We start from the raw sequence: 14698 nt of genomic DNA on the forward strand, positions 1-14698 counted from the left end.
GCGGATTTTTATACATTATCACCATCTCCTGTTCAACCGAGTCAACTCAGTCAATTTTCCATGTTTAGTTCTTCATCTCCTTTTCAGCCGCCCGCTAAAAAGGCAAGGAAACTATCGGCAACAATGGATGCTGATTTGGATTCCGACTTATCTTTTGAAAAAAGACTCGAGACTTCAATGTCATGAGAGAGATTATAGGATTTCGCTATGCTCTATACTATATATTAAAGATATATGACAAGCATGCATTGAAAGAAAATGGACAAAAATGTTAAAGCGGTAGCGAAGAAAATTACCGTAGAATCTTTCCCAGATCAAAATCCCACATCTCTGATGTCGCAAGGCTCTAATGTCCAAGTTGAATTTTTATTAAATGTAGTACAAAAACTGTCTTTGGCAAAAGATCTGGAAACCATCATGTTTATTGTGCGCCGTGCAGCTCGATATTTAACAGGAGCTGATGGGGCAACGTTTGTACTGCGTGATGGAGATCAGTGTTATTATGCAGATGAAGATGCTATTGCACCCTTATGGAAAGGAAAACGATTTCCTATGAAAATTTGTATCAGTGGTTGGGTTATGGAAAATCGTCAGTCGGTTATGATTGAAGATATTTATTCTGATCCTAGGATTCCAGCGGATGCTTATCGGCCTACTTTTGTAAAGAGTTTGGCAATGGTACCTATAAGAAATGTATCTCCTATTGGTGCAATTGGCACTTATTGGGCTGAAAATTACCTGCCTACTGAAGAACAACTAAATTTATTAAAAGCGCTTGCTGATGCGACGTCTGTAGCCATGGAAAATGTTCAACTCCATTCTCAATTGGAGCAAGGATCTAAAGAAACATCAGCACAAATTGAAATTACTAGAAAATTAATGGAAGCCAATAGAAAGCTTGAGAGTACTTTAGATGAATTAAATCGTCGTAATGAAGAAATACAATTATTGAAAGAGTTCAGTTCATTTTTGCAAACCTGTTTATTTATTGAAGAAGCGTATCAGTTAATTGCTCAATATACTTATAAGTTGCTGCCTGATGCAGCGGGAATTTTCTATTTAATGCACCCTTCACGCAATTATTTAGAAGCAATGGTTTCCTGGAAGCACCCTTTATTAGAAGAAAAAATTATAAAACCAGATGAATGTTTAGGTTTGCGGCGTGGTTCTATTTACAGAGTAGACGAACCAAAAAATGAGTTAATTTGCCCCCATTTTAAAAGAAATAAAAATTTTCGACCTTATATGTGCATTCCTTTATTTGCCCAAAGCGATATTCTAGGTTTATTTTATTTGGAATGGAAACATACAAAAAATTATGAGGATGCTGCGCAAAAAAAAGATCAATATCTTTTAGCAAGCATGCTTGCAGAACAGATAGCAATTGGTATTTCAAATATCAAACTTCGCGAAACTTTACGCAATCAATCTTTTCGTGATGTGCTCACAGGTCTTTACAATCGACGCTATTTAGAGGAAACGTTAGAACGTGAGATAAGTCGTTGTGCGCGAAGATTGACAACTCTTGCGCTTTTCATGATAGATATTGATCGTTTTAAACAATTCAATGATACATTTGGACATGAAGCAGGAGATATAGTAATACAGGCTCTTGCTAAAGTATTACATAATTTTGTAAGAAAAGAGGATATCGCATGTCGGTATGGTGGCGAAGAATTCATTGTTATTTTACCTGAAATTGGGTTAGATACAGCATTGGAGCGAGCACAGCTGCTGCATGAGGCAGTAAGTCATATTCACTTAAGATATGGAGGAAATGCTTTAATGCAAATCACGATTTCTATTGGTTTAGCAGTATACCCGCTGCATGGTAAAAACATGCATGATCTTATTGCTGCTTCCGATATGGCTCTTTATCATGCTAAAAATTCAGGGCGGAATAAGACAATGGTTTATAATAAAAATACCGTTTAAACAAAATTAACATAAAGTAAAAATTTATTGATGAAATATAAAATAAGCTGCGGCGATCATGCATAAGACAGCATAAAAGAAGTTTAATCCTAAGGGCTTATCCATATAAAAATAAGCAAATAGAGCAAAGACACCCATGGTGATGATTTCCTGGATGATTTTTAATTGCCCTAAATCAAAGTCCTTATAACCAATACGATTAGCAGGGACTTGTAAGACGTATTCAAAAAATGCGATTCCCCAGCTCATCAAAATAGCGATTATTAAAGGTCTATGATTTAAAGTCTTAAGATGGCCATACCATGCAAATGTCATAAAAACATTCGAGCCAAGCAACAACAGAATGGTCTTCATCGATAATTTAAATCTCCATGTGGGCCAATAGGCCTGGATTTTGCGCGATGACAATGGAAAATGTGGTTTTATTATTATATTTTATAACAAAATAAGATCATGAGATAACTTTTTTGATTGCTAAATCATGATATTAAGTTATCCTAATGACGGTTAGCGGTCTCCCTCGTTTCAGGTGGAAGTCGTCACAGCAATAGGCATTAAAAATCAAGGATTAAGGGATGCAAGCATTTAAGTCCTTTACCATTGGCTGCGTTTTAGGAACGAGGCCTGAAGTTATTAAAATGGCTCCTGTTATTTTTCAATTACAAAGGTGTGCTTGGGCAAAGGTGGTTGTGATTAATACAGGCCAGCACAAGGACATGCTCGAGGATATGTTAGAAGTGTTTAATGTATCTCCTGATGTCAATTTAAATGTGATGATTTCTAACCAATCGTTGGGCAAGCTGACGGCTAATTTGTGTGAAAAACTCGATGACTTGATGAAAAACACGCATTTTGATGCACTGCTTGCAGTCGGGGATACCACAACCGTCTTTACCACGTCATTAATTGCATTTTATCATCGAATTCCTTTTGGACATATTGAAGCAGGATTACGGACGTTTAATTCTCAAGAACCTTTTCCAGAAGAAATGAACCGTACCTTAACGGCTCCTCTTGCAACCTGGCATTTCGCTCCGACCATATTAGAAAAAGAAAATCTTCTGCGTGAGCAGATTCCTGCTTCTAAAATTGTTGTCACCGGAAATCCTGTTATTGATGCGTTGTTTTGGGTTCTAAAAAATAGACCAGATCAAAATGCTTATGCTCGAGATCTGACAAACATCATTGTAGTTACGGCCCATCGCCGAGAAAATTTTGGCAAAAATTTGCAAAACATTTGTTCAGCCATGATTGAGCTGGTTGCCCGATTTGAGCATATTCATTTTATCTTACCGGTTCATCCTAACCCTTCTGTGCAACAAAAGATTGAAGCATTACTTCACAAAAAACACGTATTCATCTTTTACCACCCATAAAATATGATGAATTTACCCATCTAATGCAACGTTCACTATTTGTATTAACAGATTCAGGAGGCATTCAGGAGGAGGCGCCTGCTCTTTGCAAGCCTGTGTTGGTATTAAGAAACAAGACAGAACGACTTGCCATTCTCACCGAAGGAGTTGGATTATTGATTGGAACAGAAACTAACCACATTATTCAGGCGGTTAGTCAATTATTAACCGATACAAACATGTATTCGAATATGGCGCGAGGTGTTTCCCCTTATGGGGATGGAAACGCGGCTAAACGGATTGTTGAAGCGTTAAAAAAAGAATTATTTATAAATTCTCCTGCTTTTAGCGACTCGTTTGTGGATATTTGAATCTTTATTATACCGTTGTGTAGGTGCTGCCAGTGATATGTATCCAAATCCTGCTTGATCTTTGTCGTGAGAAATACGCTTTTCAACATGGTTAAATGGCGGAGATTGTTGGATTTGCCTGGTAAGGGCAGTAGAGGGAAATATGCTTAGGAAGTGGGTTATTATTTTAATAGGCGTTTTATTGCTCATCATGGCAACGTTATTCTATTTTGCAATGAAGCAAGCTAAGAAACTACATCGTGATCCCATCGTGTTAATGAATAAATACTACCGATTAAAACAATCAAATCCCGAAGCGGCAAAAAACGCACTTCTTATTGTTTTAAATCAGGATAATAATTATTTGCCCGCTCATAAGGAATTCAGTCAATGGCTACTGAATGGTGATAATGTACAGCAAGCACTCCATTCATTAGAGCGTATAGATAATCTTTTGCCTGATAATGACGATGTATATGCTTTGCAATTGGGGTATTTATATTATTTGAATGGTGATTGGGAAAAGTCGACACGTTTATATGTGCGGATGATGGAGCACGTGAAAGGAACAGTTAAACTCCAGGCGCAACAAGCATTAAATGCAATGGCTTCATATTTGCCTTTCTACCAGGATTATGCCTTTGTAGAGGATGTGCCTGCATTGTATGCTTCTGCTGAATGGTTCATAAAAGGATCGGTCATTGATTGTTGTACGGAGCCTACTGTTTTTTTTGCAAATTTAAAAACCATTCCTCATGAGTCAAAAAATAACATTGAACCAGCGAAAGAAGCAAATGTGCTTTTAAACGATGACAGGTTTAAGAAAAAAGATATTGCGGTTTCAAGTCGTTTCTTAAAGCATGCCATTGATAAACAACCCGACAATATACAAACACTCAAAGAAGCAGGCTATGCTGCCATAAGAAAAGGGAAGAAAATCAAAGCAATACATTACTTTACTCAAGCTTATAATGAGAGTAATGAACCAAGTTTGGCAATGCAGCTGGCCTACTTATATGATCAAATTAATAATAAACCCGCAGCTTATCAATATTTTAAATTAGCAAGCCGCAGCTTGGATAAAAATCTATCTTTTCAGGCTGAAAATGCATTAACCATTCTTGGCGGTCAGCAAACTAAGGTATTGCCATCACCTTATTTTTCAGAAATCTATTTTAATCCATTTACTCAAAGCCGTTTTGGTTTAACGGTAAGGCCATTTGTTTTCAGGATTGGTATTGAGCAACACGATTTAATGCAGAGTAGGACATATTTATTTTTCCGTCGAACGGATGATAATCGTTCCAAAAATTTGGGTGAAATTTCACAAATATACGAAGATAATGTTCAAATCATGGGCATTGGTGGGCAAGTAACACCGTTCAGAGGATTGCCTATTGTTGGATTTGTTGAAACGGGTGCCGCATACGATCTGGTGTATCGTGACCGAAATCGTTGGCGAGGGGACTTGCGCGGCGGTTTTATGTATTACCAGGAATATGGTGCGAGGCCTGCTTATTTTGATAAATTGCAAATAAGTTTTTGTTATTACAGCGATTGGTATGCCGATGTCACTTATTTTTCCAGATATAAAAATGATGTGATTGGGCTAATACGTACGCATCAGGGCATCCATTTATTGCAATATCACAGCAGCCTGTTGAATTTATACATGACGGGGCGGGTCATTGCAGATACGCGCCGTGAGTTTTTCAATAATCTGGCCGAAGTTGGGCCGGGTATCGCATTTGTTCCTTCAAATCGCTTTAATTTGCAATTGCGATTTGAACATATAAAGGGTGCTTATTTGCCAGTGGGGGGAGCTTCGATTAATCCTTACGGTAAATACTATAGCAACAATCTCGTTCAACTTCATTTTTACGTGACGATGTAATGCCAAACGAAACAATATTGATTTTATATTTTTTGATGTGGTATTTGTTGGTTGGCCTATGTTTATTGTTTATTCTTTCGGGATTAGATGATTTATTTATCGACTTGTACTATTGGTGTCGATACGTATGGAGAATCTGGAAAACACGTCGCTATAGTCCTCTTACGTATGAACAATTGCTTGCTCATGAGGAGCAATTAATCGCTGTATTAGTTCCTTGTTGGCATGAAGCAAATGTTATTGCAACCATGCTGAAACATAATACTTATTCCATTGATTATAATAATTATTATTTTTTTGTTGGTGTTTATCCCAATGATCCTGACACGATTGCAGAAGTGCAACAGGTAGCAAATCTGAATAAACACGTGCAGTGTATTATTGGAGAACATCCTGGGCCAACAAATAAAGCCACGAACTTAAATGGAATATACAAATTTATCAAAGCGTTTGAACGCACGCTGAATCAGTCGTTTACCATCTTTGTGCTGCATGATTCAGAAGATGTTATTCATCCCTTATCCTTTAAATTTTACAATTACTTAATTCCCCGAAAAGACATGATTCAAATTCCAATTTTCCCCTTAGAGGTAAATTATTGGAATTTCACCCATTGGCTTTATGCAGATGAATTTGCAGAAAGCCATACGAAAGATATTGTAGTCCGTGAATCCATTGGAGCCCATGTGCCTTCCGCAGGGGTTGGAACTGCTTTTTCCAGGCGCTCCTTAGAGATTCTTGAACATTCAGATACTGGAGAACCATTTTCTACCGATTCATTAACGGAAGATTACCGTACTTCATTGACGTTGCGGGTGTATGGATTAAAGCAAATATTTTTGACCCGGCATATTATACGTATGCAATGGAAGAAACGTTGGTTTTGGGGCCAAAGATACGTACAAAAGCCTGTGAAAGAAGTTATTGCGACCCGTGCATTATTCCCGCTCGAGTATGCCAAAGCCATTCGTCAAAAATCGCGTTGGATCATTGGTATTGTCTTTCAGGAGTGGCGTCATAGCCGGTGGCCGCGGGAATGGAGAGTTCGCTATACGTTGGCCCATGATAGAAAAGCCTTTATCACCCATTTTATTAACGGATTTGGCTATCTAACGTTTATTTTTTGGGTCTTGTATGCTTTTTTTACCAATGCAAATCCGGAGTACCCGGCTTTGCAAGAGCAATTTAATTTACATCCATGGATCAAGGGATTGATTTTTATTGCTGTCATGATTATGTGTGAACGGCTCATTCAACGAACCATTGCAACATTTCGTATTTATGGGTTTATACCGGCCTTTCTTGCTATACCGCGTTCATTATATGGCAATATATTAAATTTGCATGCCTTAATCCGAGCATACAGCATTTATTTTAGTTCGCCGAAAAAGCAATCATCCGGCAATCAGCCTGTCTGGGATAAAACCGAGCATCAATTTCCAGGCAGTCATTTACTGGTGCCTTACAGAAGAAGATTAGGTGACTTATTACTTGAACATTCTTTAATTAGTAGAGAACAATTACGTCAAGGACTCTTGGAGCAATATAAAACTGGAGAGCGTTTGGGCCAGATCCTGTGCCGATTAAATTTCATCAATCACACTCAGCTCATGCAAATTTTAGCAACACAATATAATCTCTCTTTATTCCCACGAGATCAAATTCCTGTGGCCAGAAATCGTTGCGCAGTGTCATTGTCTAAAAGAAAAATGAAATGGTTGGTTAACCATGGAGTCAGTCCTCTTAAAGTGGATGAAGATAAACAATGCTTAATTGTGGCCATTGAAGATCCAACCAATGAGCAACTTTGTAAGAAGGTAATACATTACGTTGCTCCTTATAAAACACAGTTTATGCTTATAGATGGATAATCATCGCGCAATTTAAGAATGTTCATGCTTGCTTGGGTCTAACATAAGTACAGCGGCTCCTGTAAAACGCCCTTGCCGAAGATCATCCAGCGCCTGGTTTGCTTCAGACAAAAAATAAGTGTGTATTTCGGTTTTGATGGGAATTTTAGGTGCTAGTGCTAAAAACTCTTTATAGACAAAAGCGGCACGTTCCACAGCTTTCTCCCAACCATGGAATCCCGATTCGCTGCCCAACAGTAAATTCTTTAACGGTTGAGCCCACCGCCTCAATAATGCCCACAATTTGATGTCCTGGGATAAGGGGGGAGCTTGGGATGTTTTAAGTCACCATCAACGACGTGCAGATCGGTCCGACAAATTCCACATGCTGTTACTTTGATAAGTAGTTCATTAGAGGTTGGATGGGGTTTTTCTAATTTTGTACATTTTAATGATTGGCCTGGCTTTTCCATAAGCATGGCAAACATGTCATTCCCATTGTTAACGGATTTATATATAAATAATAGGCTAAAATGCCATAGTCTGGGTTTCCAGTGATGCAACACGGTAGTCTTTTTCCTGTCGTAAATTCCATTGATTTTGAACGGCGGTCACATTACTATATTGGCCAATATTTTTATATCAAGCTCCTTCCTACTTTATGGAGAAGAAAATGAAATTGAAAAAAACATCATTCATGGCAGGATTAGTGGGCTGCCTATTATTGGTCAGTTGCAGTAAAGATATACCACCTGGAGATTACGATTCAGCAGAAGTTGGAAAAATTAAAAAAGTAGTGCCTGGAACCATCATTTCTATGCGTCCGGTTAGACTACATAGCAAAGCTGATGAAACACTCTCTTCAGAGGCGACCCCTGAGAGTAGTGCGGGCAGTAGTGGTCCTGGTCGAAGCAAGGGGTATGAATACGTGATTCGACTCAATAGTGGCGGTATCATCTCCGTTGTTCAGGCAGAGGATATTAAACTTAAAAATAAACAACATATTTTAGTGATTTACGGTACGCATACCCGTGTAGTTCCAGATAATGGAAGTGAAGATTTTTAAAAAAGGTGGGAATTGTTCCCAACCTCTTTCTATGAGACAGAGAGAGATGCCGCATTAACTGGATGTCGTACAGCTGGTCGACAAAAATACATTAATGGTGGTTCTTGTTTTAGGAATTTAATTAACTCACAGCAACTTATTGTGATGTCATATTCGCAAGCTCTGTGGCGTGGGGATATTTTTGCTTTATTATAAGTCGTCCTCTTTCAATAAAGAATATCAGAGGTCGATTCTCTTTTGAGCAGCTGATTGCAATCTTTCGATAATTGGGGTTTTTGTTTAAGAAACTGCTTTACAAAAAAGTGTTTAAACTTTTTTTCATTGCGAACTTCTTTAAATAATTTTATCTTTTTTAAAGAATCTAAATCATACGTAGAATACAAAGCGGCTGTATCGGATAAGGGCCAGCACAATAAATATCCATATTGTTCGTAAAACTTAGCAAATACTTTGGTGATTATTTTAACTGCACAATACTTTTGGAATACAGGGTATCTTGATTGGCAGTGTCGGCAGAGCACCATTTATCAGAAACCATATCTTGATATAAAAGTCGATTTACGGCTTTTCGGTGTTGAGGGGTAAAGCTCTTCCCTAACTCGATATATTCCAGATTGAACAGGCCTCGTTCGTCCTTCCCTTGTATTTTTTTAATTGATGGTTGAGATTCTACCCATACGGAAATTGAAAAAATGAGCAACCCATGGATGGGTATTAATAAATATTGAATATTTAACTTTTTATTTCTTTGATATTAATAAAGGCTTTTTCTCCCGCCAGACACTCACTATAGCATTTAGTTAGGGCAAATTGATTGCTAATGAAATCTTAAGAGCGACTTTGGAGTCTTAAAACGCGCCAATTGTATTTTTATTGATTTAACTGTGCAAAAAAAGTATAATTTGTTTGGTGTTGTCTCATGGAGTATTTAAATGCCAAGCCTTTATACAATGAAAATTCTTGAAGTATTATCAGAACATAGAAGAATTCCTCAAGATGGAGAGGCATCTAGTATAACTGAATTTTCAAGCAAGATTATTGAAATCGTAGATGCCATGGTCATTAAAGGTGAAAAAATACGGCTTGTGATGCCTGCATTTCCAGAAAAAGCACCTGTTCGAGGTAAAACACTCAGTGATTCTCCCGATATGGCAGAATTGGTTTCTTTACAACATTTAAATAACATCTGTCAGAAGATAGCGGCCGTTTATCCTGCGGGGGCTGAGATGGTTATTTATACTGATGGATTTGCATTTGATGAGGTATTTCCTGATATTCATACTAAAGATAAACGCGAACGTTACTTGGCTCAATTAACGAGTATGATTGAGCAAAGTCACTTGAACAATATAAAAATTGTTAATTTATCAGGTACTGTTGATCTAAATAAATACGCAGAAACGGATGCAAGTTTTGAAGAGCGAGTTAGAAAGCCTAAAACTCATGCGGATATTGATAGTCTTAATTTGTATCGAGGTGAAATCCGATTTTTTACAACTGAATTAAGTATGGCTTACCCGGATAGATCCATGTCGCGAATAAAAAAGGATGCTGCCATTGTCGCTCGTGGTGTGGCACGCATGAGTGCTGCACTTAGCACTTATCTATCCGTTATTGAGCCAGAAGCACTGCGACTATCATGTCATCCTAAAACAGTAGATTCTGACAAAATTGGTATATGGTTTAACGAAGATCATTCTCCAGGTGGCACTCCATGGCATAATGCGGCTGTTTTTGAAGTTGAGAAAGCGCGTAATAAATGCGTTGTATCTTTTATGAAAGCATCTGAAGCAGCAGAGAAAGGATTTATATTAAAAACAGATAAAGAGGGGAAACCTAGTCATTTTGTATCAGAGCCGGTGTTTCGTTACGCTTCTATATTACAATCTTTTTTTAAAGCCGTTCACGCTGCCAGATTAAAATCAGAGAAGCCGGACGAGAGCTATCAAGAAGCAGAGCTCGTTAGCAGAGTAGTATCAGGAGCGTGATGGTCATAGTCTCATCGTCGTCATTTTCACATGCTTTCACCATAACGGTGCTGAATAAAAAGATGTTGGAAATCTCCAACATCTTTTATTGTTCATGGATGACCAAATTAGTCTATAGGTTGATTATAAAAGCTCTTTATACTATAAGCAAATTTTGTCGTATTTGCTGTTTTTTGGTACACTAAGAGATTAGTTAAACAGCCTTCTAATTGACCCGCCACCTATTCCACGCAGAGTTAGCGTCTAAAATTAGAATTTTGCCAATCTTTTTACTCTTTATATATAGAAGTTTTTAAACCATGCCATTACACGAAGAAACAACATTCAAAATAGACCTGTCCTCATATGTAGTCATTTCTCGAGAAATCAAACAAAAACTTGCTGATGAAGTGTTAGGTAAAGCAACTTTATTTCTCAACGAGGTTAAAAAGGTAAAAAATCTGAACCTCCCTACGTTTCCAGATACTTATGATCCTGGACATGAAAGTCGATGGTTGTATTTTTTTCTAAGAGAGACGATTAGAAATAGCTTTGATGCCTTTTTTTCCCAAGAAAAAACTTCTGCTTACCTCGAGATAAAAATTACGATTGCTACCAATATAACAGGGCAAACTTATTTAAAGGTAAAAGATAATGGTTCGGGATTTAAAGGAGTGGAGAAAAGCGTGCCTTTTTTGGAACGGCCAGCTTCCTCTGAAAAAGATCGACGTATTTGCCTTGGGGGTAAAGGTTTGGGTTTAAGTATTTGTCAGGGTAAGCTTGGCTCGATTATTTTAAAAATAGAAAAGAGGGTGGTGCTTCAGTGAAAACTGCTCTTGGATTAGAAACTGATCTGATACTGGAGCCCAAAGTCTTTTTGGCGATGCGAAAACCATGATGATCAATGTCATTATAATATTAGTCGATGGGAATGAACTGGCTTCTTTGACTCCCCTTAGAATAAAGGGAGAGAAACAAAGAAATAACTTCTTATTTTTTTTGAAACATCGCTTATTATCTTGTGACTGATGCTCCGTCCTGGCAGGTGCATGTGCCACTGCGTGTGGTAATGTCAATAATGCACGACTCCAAACCATCATGCTGACCACAAAAACGCTCGCATTTTGCGGTTTGCTCAGCATTGCATTCTTTTGTGTCATCAGCAAAAGCGGCTGCTGGATTAAAACACAACACACAACTAAATAAGATAGCTAATGATCTGAGTAACATTTTTTTCTCCTTTTTATGGTTATTATTCCATGGATAGAATATTTTTATATTATTGTAAGTAATTTGCAAAAAATTATTTTAATTGATGAGAGTATTAACAGGATTTACTGATTAAAATAAACATCGATAAGGAAAAAATATGTTAGATCGCTTGTTTCCCCGCGCATTGAATAATAATTATCAAGGTTATGCCATTGCTAAATGGATATTTTATCTTATTACTTTGATAACAATTGTTCGTAGTTTACTCCATATGTTTCTTCCTGATGGCGGGGCGCAAAGCATTGCTACGATTCCACTCAATACATTTACCTCAAATGGTGCTGCTACGGTCATTTTAATCTTTGCTTTATGGGGGGCGTCGCAACTGCTGATGGCTGTTGTCTATCTTGCTGTTATTTGGCGTTATCAAGCTTGGATTCCTTTTATGTACTTGCTCATTTTTCTGGAATACAGTTTTCGCATGTTCTTCATGCATGTCAAACCTGTCCATATTACGGGCACTGCACCTGGACATGTCGCTGATTACGTGATGGTGCCATTAGCATTGGTGATGTTGGTATTATCTCTGCAAAGAAAGCAATAAATCGCTACTATTCACCATTGTATGTCATCCTGTGACTAAGTATTTAACATGATGTATTTTTGATGCTTTAGTAAAAAATTTCGTAACTCCCCACGTCATCCCGAGTGCAGCGAGGGATCTCCAGCAACTGGCAGGTATTAAATTAATGTAAAAAACACTTGAAAAATTATGCGGTTATGATCAAATAGCTGCATGAATAGCAGAGCTGGAAAAACGACTGAACAAGAATAGCAGCAACAGCTCAAAGCCCCCCGTCAAGTGACGGGTTAGGCAAACTACGCCGTACGACATCACTACGTGAAAATGGGAAACGTAACAGTGGTGGCCCAAAAGGCCACAAGGGCGAAACGTTAAAACAGATTAAATCACCAGATATTGTCAAAAACCATGTATTGCTAACATGCCCGGATTGTTATGGTTCATTAGTTTCAACGCCGGTGATTGGAATTGTGAAGCGCCAGGTTTTTGATATTCCACCACCCAAAATTGAAGTCACGGAACATCAGGCTGAAGTAAAATATTGCGAGTGCTGTAATAAAACGATAACAGCAGCATTTCCTGCAGGTGTTCTTGCCCCTGTCCAATACGGTGAAGTTATTCGTAGTTGGAGCGTGTATTATCAATATCAGCATTTTATTCCAGAAGACAGGCTGCAACAGTTGTTTTATGACCTGTACGGAATTCAACTGGCTACTGCAACACGGACTGGATATAACCGGATTGCCTTTGATACATTGGCATCATTTGAAGAATCGGTATTGTCTGCAGTCAAAACTGCTGCCGTAAAAAACCTGGATGAAACAGGGTTTCGTGTGGCCGGAAAAACACAATGGTTGCATGTGGCATCGATTAAAACGGCAACTTATTATCACATATCTCCAAAACGAAAATCATTACTGGATGGCCTTTCAGGTACCGTCATTCATGATCACTGGAAAAGTTATTACAATTTGGGAGGTGTGGAGCATGCCCTATGCAACCAGCATCACTTGCGTGAATTAAAAGCAATAACCGAGCATGACAAAGAACCATGGGCACAGGCTATGACCCGACTATTACGTGTTGCTCTTCGCTGTCGTCATTTTAATGCACATCATGCAATACCTGTTGCTCGCATCAAGCGGTTGACCAACATCTACAAGAAGATTATTCGAGATGGGCTGGCGTATCATGAAACGCTGCCGCCATTGCCATGCAAAGGCAAACAGGGTCGACAACCTCGACGGACAGGTCACAACCTCTTGTGGCGTTTATTTCATTACAAATAAGACGTTTTACGGTTTCTTCATGATCTGGCAGTTCCATTTACCAATAATGATGCTGAGCGTGATTTACGAATGATGAAATGCAAACAAAAAATATCCGGTGGTTTTCGGACCGCTCAAGGCGCTGAACAATTTGCTCGTATCCGAGGATTTATCAGTACGATCCGTAAACAAGGATTAAGCATTATCAGTTCCATCCAATCTATATTTTCTGGTACTATCCCTGTGTTATCAGGAATCTGAGATAACAATACAGTCCAACAGAGCAAGGAATAGTATATGCATACGGAGTCTTGCGTTTACCTTCTGACCAATAAACACAATAATGTTTTGTATACCGGTGTTACCAATGATTTGATACGCCGTGTTTATGAACACAAAAATAAACTGGTGGCTGGATTTACCCAAAAATACAATGTGGATCGACTGGTTTATTTTGAAGTTTGTTCAGGCATCGTCATGGCTATTGAGTGAGAAAAACAAATCAAAGGGTGGTCTCGAAAAAAGAAGCATGATTTGATTAATGCATTGAATCCTGAATGGAACGATTTGTATCCATCGATACTTTAAAAATTGTGCCACTGCAGGCAGATCCCTCGCTGCACTCGGGATGACGTGGGGAGTTACAAAATTTCTTATGATGCAGTTAATGGAAGTAATTCTTATTGGACTTGTTTTAAGTGCTGATTCTTTCTCGGCGGCGTTAGCTATGGGGTTTAGGCCTCATAAAAACCGTGATGCTTTAATATTTGCCTGTTTATCAGGTGGCACAGAAGCCTTGATTACACTCATAGGAGCTATGACTGGGGAAAAGATTGTTTCTCGCTTCAGTCCAGTTGACCAGTGGATAGCTTTTTTGCTGTTAGCAGCAGTTGCAATCCATATGGTTTATGAAGGTCTATCGGGGCTTAAGCCTAGTCACTTTCAACTGGATGTTAAATTTCACGGATTTATCAGGTTACTCATGGTTTCTCTGGCAACGAGCATCGATGCGCTTGCTGTGGGCGTTGGATTAGGTGTTGCTGATAAGCCTATAATTCCTTTTATTATTTCCATTGGCGGTTGGGCTTTTGCATCCACCATCTTGGGAATGGCGATTGCAAAACGAGTGTCAAAGAGATTAGGGCCGTTATTTAATTTAATAGGGGCATTGATTCTTTTTATTCTTGCCATAAGGATGTTTGATTTATAAGGTGGATA

General features: G+C 38.4%; 13 protein-coding genes and 3 pseudogenes. 12 read left to right on the plus strand and 4 right to left on the minus strand.

Going from position 1 to position 14698, the window contains the following annotated elements:
- The first annotated feature begins 258 nt into the window (after positions 1 to 258).
- Positions 259 to 1935: a sensor domain-containing diguanylate cyclase gene (locus tag LOA_RS05910; protein WP_025385546.1), complete on the plus strand. Its 1677-nt coding sequence runs from the start codon at positions 259 to 261 to the stop codon at positions 1933 to 1935.
- Between the two features lie 24 nt (positions 1936 to 1959).
- Here the strand turns inward: LOA_RS05910 and LOA_RS05915 are convergent, their stop codons facing one another.
- Positions 1960 to 2289, minus strand: coding sequence for a DMT family protein (locus LOA_RS05915; RefSeq protein ID WP_025385547.1), 330 nt, complete (start codon positions 2287 to 2289; stop codon positions 1960 to 1962).
- Between the two features lie 284 nt (positions 2290 to 2573).
- Here LOA_RS05915 and wecB point away from each other — a divergent pair.
- From wecB to LOA_RS05930, 3 genes and pseudogenes are all read left to right on the plus strand, one after another.
- Positions 2574 to 3661: pseudogene (wecB, locus tag LOA_RS05920) on the plus strand (non-hydrolyzing UDP-N-acetylglucosamine 2-epimerase).
- 142 nt (positions 3662 to 3803) lie between these two features.
- The gene (locus LOA_RS05925; protein ID WP_025385548.1) at positions 3804 to 5534 is read left to right on the plus strand and encodes a tetratricopeptide repeat protein; all 1731 of its coding nucleotides are present in this window, start codon (positions 3804 to 3806) and stop codon (positions 5532 to 5534) included.
- A complete protein-coding gene (locus LOA_RS05930) occupies positions 5534 to 7405 on the plus strand; it encodes a glycosyl transferase family protein (RefSeq protein WP_025385549.1) in 1872 nt (623 codons plus the stop codon). The genes LOA_RS05925 and LOA_RS05930 overlap by 1 nt, the downstream gene beginning before the upstream one ends.
- Positions 7406 to 7417: 12 nt before the next feature.
- Here LOA_RS05930 and LOA_RS05935 read toward each other — a convergent pair whose 3' ends face one another.
- Both LOA_RS05935 and LOA_RS15995 read right to left on the minus strand, forming a co-directional pair.
- Positions 7418 to 7687: a hypothetical protein gene (locus LOA_RS05935; protein ID WP_025385550.1), complete on the minus strand. Its 270-nt coding sequence runs from the start codon at positions 7685 to 7687 to the stop codon at positions 7418 to 7420.
- A pseudogene (locus LOA_RS15995) lies at positions 7581 to 7872 on the minus strand (alcohol dehydrogenase catalytic domain-containing protein); the annotation flags it as partial. The gene LOA_RS05935 and the pseudogene LOA_RS15995, both read right to left, overlap by 107 nt.
- Before the next feature lie 185 nt (positions 7873 to 8057).
- Between LOA_RS15995 and LOA_RS05945 the strand changes: the two are divergent.
- From LOA_RS05945 to LOA_RS05960, 3 genes are all read left to right on the plus strand, one after another.
- Positions 8058 to 8450 (plus strand): outer membrane lipoprotein, encoded by a 393-nt coding sequence (locus LOA_RS05945; RefSeq protein WP_420324036.1) that lies wholly within the window; start codon positions 8058 to 8060, stop codon positions 8448 to 8450.
- 932 nt (positions 8451 to 9382) lie between these two features.
- A complete protein-coding gene (locus tag LOA_RS05955) occupies positions 9383 to 10438 on the plus strand; it encodes an L-tyrosine/L-tryptophan isonitrile synthase family protein (protein WP_025385554.1) in 1056 nt (351 codons plus the stop codon).
- A 299-nt stretch (positions 10439 to 10737) separates the two neighbouring features.
- Positions 10738 to 11244: an ATP-binding protein gene (locus tag LOA_RS05960; RefSeq protein ID WP_025385555.1), complete on the plus strand. Its 507-nt coding sequence runs from the start codon at positions 10738 to 10740 to the stop codon at positions 11242 to 11244.
- A 187-nt stretch (positions 11245 to 11431) separates the two neighbouring features.
- Here the strand turns inward: LOA_RS05960 and LOA_RS05965 are convergent, their stop codons facing one another.
- The gene (locus LOA_RS05965; RefSeq protein WP_025385556.1) at positions 11432 to 11647 is read right to left on the minus strand and encodes a hypothetical protein; all 216 of its coding nucleotides are present in this window, start codon (positions 11645 to 11647) and stop codon (positions 11432 to 11434) included.
- Between the two features lie 139 nt (positions 11648 to 11786).
- Here LOA_RS05965 and LOA_RS05970 point away from each other — a divergent pair, with 139 nt between their 5' ends.
- The 5 genes and pseudogenes from LOA_RS05970 (at position 11787) to LOA_RS05985 (ending at position 14690) form a co-directional block, all read left to right on the plus strand.
- The gene (locus LOA_RS05970; RefSeq protein WP_025385557.1) at positions 11787 to 12233 is read left to right on the plus strand and encodes a hypothetical protein; all 447 of its coding nucleotides are present in this window, start codon (positions 11787 to 11789) and stop codon (positions 12231 to 12233) included.
- Between the two features lie 227 nt (positions 12234 to 12460).
- The gene (tnpC, locus tag LOA_RS05975; protein ID WP_118996637.1) at positions 12461 to 13501 is read left to right on the plus strand and encodes an IS66 family transposase; all 1041 of its coding nucleotides are present in this window, start codon (positions 12461 to 12463) and stop codon (positions 13499 to 13501) included.
- Positions 13502 to 13516: 15 nt separating this feature from the next.
- Positions 13517 to 13741, plus strand: a pseudogene (locus LOA_RS14435) (IS66 family transposase); the annotation flags it as partial.
- A gap of 36 nt (positions 13742 to 13777) precedes the next feature.
- Positions 13778 to 13972, plus strand: coding sequence for a GIY-YIG nuclease family protein (locus LOA_RS05980; RefSeq protein WP_238551346.1), 195 nt, complete (start codon positions 13778 to 13780; stop codon positions 13970 to 13972).
- Positions 13973 to 14135: 163 nt separating this feature from the next.
- On the plus strand, positions 14136 to 14690 hold the full coding sequence (locus LOA_RS05985; RefSeq protein ID WP_238551347.1) for a manganese efflux pump MntP: 555 nt from the start codon (positions 14136 to 14138) through the stop codon (positions 14688 to 14690).
- The last annotated feature ends 8 nt before the right edge of the window (positions 14691 to 14698 follow it).

It is taken from the genome of Legionella oakridgensis ATCC 33761 = DSM 21215 (assembly GCF_000512355.1).
In the GTDB taxonomy this organism is placed as follows: Bacteria; Pseudomonadota; Gammaproteobacteria; order Legionellales; family Legionellaceae; genus Legionella_A; species Legionella_A oakridgensis.